Consider the following 4,388-nt stretch of genomic DNA (forward strand, 5'->3'; position numbering starts at 1 on the left):
TCAGTGGGTGAGATGGTTCATTACATTAGGGCGCAAGTTCCGGAGCGCTAGGCCTCCTTATATATTAAATATTCTAGGCGTTTTAAAAAATTAGGAGGTATCGTAAAAGCGGTAATGTCATTAATATAATGTGAATCTATAGGCAATAAGGTGAATAATAAATGGCTTTTTTCTCCATCATGTAAATTGGAATATACAACATATGGCATACTATCCAGAGACCCTTTGTACATCTTTCTACTAAATCCATGAAAAAATTTTCCTGCTCTTCCTGTAAATAGAGGATTATTTTTTGCTCCTAATACGATACGTTTATAAATCTGATATAGGTTTGTTTTAATCATAGCTCTTTCAACATATTAACCAATATATCAACAGAATTAGCGAGATTTATTTGCTCAATTTCAGCTAAATCTTGAAGGTTATCATTAAGACGATTGTGCAGAAGATAGGGTGAGGAACAAACAAACTCTATACCCTTATCTGTTATATTAATAAAAATAATACGCCTATCTTTAATGTCTCGAATACGTTGAACAAATCCTTTTTCCTCAAGTCGATCAATGACTCCAACTAAAGTACTCATTGATAAATGAACACTCTTGGATAAAAGAGAAAGGGACATGGCTCCTTTTTCATAAATTTCATATAAACATATAATTTGCGGTACGGTAAGTCCGTAGCATTTATTTAAGCGTCTTGAGTGATTATCCATTTGCTGCATTATTTTACGCAGAGCAAGAATAATCCGTTTGGCTGGTTTTTCGGATTGCATATCAACATTTTTTTCAAATTGGCTTGGAGCATTAGAGTTCATGAATAAAGTCTTATATTAGTTTAGGGTTGAAATTGACAGCCATTGCTATTAATATGACAAAATTAGTTCGCGTACAAATTATATCAGTAGATATAATTTTTTTATAGATATTTCAATATAATTGTAGAAGCTCTTTTAAATAATTATGAAATGACTATTTATACTAGAGAGGAGAATTTTTGAAATATCAGATTTATAGCAAATGGACTACCAATAAGAATAAAATGAGGAATTAAGTGATGCAGAATCAACTCAATGAATCCACATTAATATCCAATAATTATCCTGATACACCTTTATTGACTGCATTGACAGATGAGAAAGAAATTTATTTTCGAAGCAATGGTGTTCTTACCTTAGGAGTAGAAATCGAACTGCAATTGATTGACGCTTCAAATTATAATTTATGTTCTCGGGCAGAAGAAGTATTAAAAGAGACGACTCATATTGGAAAAATTAAGCCAGAGTTTTATTTAAGTACGATAGAAATTAATACTGATAAATGTAATACGGTACACAATGCCGAGGATGATCTCTATCAAACGCTAAGTGCGTTACAGCTTGCTACAAAAAATATGGGTATCCAGTTTGCAACTACTGGCTCCCACCCTTTTTCCAGATATTCCGATTGGATTATTTCTCCTACAGAACGCTATCAAGAGCTAATCGACCGTAATCAATGGCTTACTCGTCGTATGAGTGTTTATGGATTACATGTTCATCTAGGTATGTCCAGTGGTGAAGAATGCATTCGGTTTAATAATTTTTTCATGTATTTTTTACCGCATTTATTAGCGCTGTCTGCAAGCTCGCCTTTTTGGCAAGGAATAGATACAGGTCTTTCCTCCTGCCGTCCGACTACATATGAATCATTACCGACTGCTGGCCAGCCTTATCATGTACGTAAATGGCAAGACTTTGAGCATTTATATAAAACATTAAAATTATGTGGGTCGATTAAATCACTTAAAGATTTGTGGTGGGATTTGAGACCGAGTCCTGGTTTTGGAACTTTAGAAATTCGGGTTTGTGATGGTGCTGCAACATTATCCGAAACCGTGGCCATTGTTGCTCTTATTCATACGCTTGCCCATTGGTTTAGTGACAATGGCAGCTGGCTTGAATCGGTAGCTTGCCCGCCCTATTGGCTTTCTCGAGAAAACAAATGGAGAGCGATGCGTTATGGTTTAAATGCTGAATTAGTCATGAATACAGATGGTAAAATAAAATTAATGCGTGAAGATATTCAGGAATGGTTTGAGAAATTACAACCCTACATCGAAAAACTAAATTATCAAACCTATTTTTCTACTCTCCAAACCATTATTGATTGTGGCACAAGTTCTGAGCGACAACAAAAAGTATTTGAACGTACTGGTTGCTTCAACGATGTAGTGAAACACAATGTCAGTGAATTTTTACTACAAGTACCTCTTTATAGGCACGAACAGATTGTTAAATGAACTAATAAAAATGCTTCAATAAACTTGGAGAGGCAAGACAACTTATATTTATAAATAATCAAGGTTTTTTATGAGAACAGTACATTACACATCCAAAACAGAAAGATTGGAATTAAGGTCATCAAATCAAAATGAAGAACACTCTTTAATAGAAAATTATAATCTCCTTCTAGGAGACTCAGAAAATGTCGCATTATTTGCTGAAGGTGAGTCATGGAGTAAGAAAAAAGTAGAGGAATTAGTTAAAAGTGAAATACAAAAATGGAATAAGGATCATCGATTTTGTATGTTTTCAATTCATGATGCTAAAACAGGTCATTTTATGGGTAGTTTACATATTATTCATGCCAAACAAGATTATAAAAATATAGGAAGCGGTCATGAGAATGTCGCTGAAATTGCTTATATTCTTGACAAATCCTTTTGGGGAAAAGGATATGGTACTGAAATTGCAATTCTTGGGAAGAAATATATAAAACATATTATTGCCGAAGGTGAAGTCAATTCTCTTGGAAGTCAACTTCAGCAAATTGTTGCTACGGTTCATCCGATGAATATAGGATCGAAAAAAATTTTACAGAAAACCCTTAAGCATCAAGAAGCTGAAGAACTCATTAAATTTAATGATTAGACAAACAATTAAACTGTAGCAGACAGTAATTTGGATTGAATTTTGTATTAAGTAATGGAATAACTGTTATCAATATTGGTTAACTCATCATAGCCCTGTAGGTATAAAAATAAAAAAGGTGAAACAGTATGTGTGGAATCGCAGGAGAATACCAGTTCAATAAGAAAAATATCCCTCTGTTTAGTTTAGAAAAGGCCATTCTAAAACAATACAATCGTGGGCCTGATGATGGACAAATTTATCAAGTTGATGGACTTGCCCTTGGGCATAGAAGATTGAAGGTCTTTGACCTTTCCAATCGCGCCGCGCAACCTATGGTTGACTCTGATCTCGGATTAGCACTGGTATTCAATGGCGCTATTTATAATTTTTTGGAGTTACGAAAAGAGCTCGAAGCTAAAGGTTACTCCTTCATTTCTGATAGCGATACCGAAGTACTGCTTAAAGGCTATCACGCATGGGGATCGCAGTGTATTCCCAAGCTTCAGGGTATGTTTGCTTTTGCTATTTGGGAGCAAAATACAGGTAAATTAATACTGGCTCGTGATCGTTTAGGCATCAAACCACTTTATCATAATACTAATTATTCTTGCGGATTCAAATTTGCATCTACATTGCCAGCGCTTCTTGAATTTGAAGACATCGACACCTCCATTGATAAAATTGCACTACAATTTTATCTGACCTTTCATGCAGTTCCCGATCCATATACCATTATTTCCGGTGTAAAAAAATTACCTCCAGGCTCGATTATGACGGTATATCCCAGTGGAGAAGTTACGCGAGAAATGTACTGGCAATTAAAAATAGATGACACAAAAACCCATCACTCGCATAGTGAAAAAGATTGGTTGAAAAGCACTCATGAAGCATTATTGTTAGCAACTAAACGTCAATTAGCTGCCGATGTTCCAGTTGGTATACTACTTTCAGGTGGGTTGGATTCTTCTTTACTTGTAGCACTTGCCTCGCAACTGAAAAAGGAAGAAATACAAACCTTCTCCATTGGCTTTGAGAGCTCCCATGGAGAATTAGGAAATGAATTTGTATATTCCGATCTTGTTGCCTCACAATTCGGTACCAGACATCAACAGATGCTTATTTCCAATAAACAACTCGCCTACTCTCTAGGGGAATGTGTTTCTGCAATGTCTGAGCCAATGCTCAGCCACGATAATATCGGATTTTATTTGCTTTCTCATGAGGTTGCAAAGCATGTAAAGGTAGTTCTTTCAGGGCAAGGTGCAGACGAGATTTTTGCGGGTTACCATTGGTTTCAGAATATCAAGTCGGTGACTTCCTCACCCGCACAATCCGCACAGTTTATTCTTAATAAAGTGGCCGATCGTAATTTTGAAGAATATCAGCAACTTGTAACACCCGCTTTTTACACTAGACCACACGCAAATTCTTTCTTAACCGAATTATGTGAACAAAATGGCTCTCCTAATAGTGTTGATAACTTACTTTTGTATGA

At 35.5% G+C, this 4,388-nt stretch carries 5 protein-coding genes; 3 read left to right on the top strand and 2 right to left on the bottom strand.

All coding sequences use genetic code 11. The features are described 5' to 3' along the window. Window positions 1-47: 47 nt before the first annotated feature. Together QM652_RS14180 and QM652_RS14185 are read right to left on the bottom strand one after the other, a co-directional pair. A complete protein-coding gene (locus tag QM652_RS14180) occupies window positions 48-344 on the bottom strand; it encodes a hypothetical protein (RefSeq protein WP_415076913.1) in 297 nt (98 codons plus the stop codon). Then, window positions 341-817 carry a MarR family winged helix-turn-helix transcriptional regulator gene (locus tag QM652_RS14185; RefSeq protein WP_415076915.1) on the bottom strand — a complete coding sequence of 159 codons (477 nt, stop codon included), beginning with the start codon at window positions 815-817 and terminating at the stop codon, window positions 341-343. Before QM652_RS14185 ends, QM652_RS14180 begins: the two co-directional genes overlap by 4 nt. Before the next feature lie 239 nt (window positions 818-1,056). Between QM652_RS14185 and QM652_RS14190 the strand changes: the two genes are divergently transcribed. The 3 genes from QM652_RS14190 to QM652_RS14200 all read left to right on the top strand — a co-directional run. Next, window positions 1,057-2,280 (top strand): carboxylate-amine ligase, encoded by a 1,224-nt coding sequence (locus tag QM652_RS14190; RefSeq protein WP_415076917.1) that lies wholly within the window; start codon window positions 1,057-1,059, stop codon window positions 2,278-2,280. 70 nt (window positions 2,281-2,350) lie between these two features. Further along, on the top strand, window positions 2,351-2,911 hold the full coding sequence (locus QM652_RS14195; RefSeq protein WP_415076919.1) for a GNAT family N-acetyltransferase: 561 nt from the start codon (window positions 2,351-2,353) through the stop codon (window positions 2,909-2,911). A 128-nt stretch (window positions 2,912-3,039) separates the two neighbouring features. Further along, the coding region (locus QM652_RS14200; RefSeq protein WP_415076921.1) for an N-acetylglutaminylglutamine amidotransferase at window positions 3,040-4,388 on the top strand (1,349 nt) is incomplete at its 3' end.

Origin of the sequence: Legionella sp. (genome assembly GCF_047605385.1) — a bacterium.
GTDB lineage: Bacteria > Pseudomonadota > Gammaproteobacteria > Legionellales > Legionellaceae > Legionella.

Coding starts and splice junctions, on each gene's coding strand:
- QM652_RS14180 (WP_415076913.1), bottom strand. CDS start 344: ATGATTAAAACAAACCTATATCAGATTTATAAACGTATCGTATTAGGA.
- QM652_RS14185 (WP_415076915.1), bottom strand. CDS start 817: ATGAACTCTAATGCTCCAAGCCAATTTGAAAAAAATGTTGATATGCAA.
- QM652_RS14190 (WP_415076917.1), top strand. CDS start 1,057: ATGCAGAATCAACTCAATGAATCCACATTAATATCCAATAATTATCCT.
- QM652_RS14195 (WP_415076919.1), top strand. CDS start 2,351: ATGAGAACAGTACATTACACATCCAAAACAGAAAGATTGGAATTAAGG.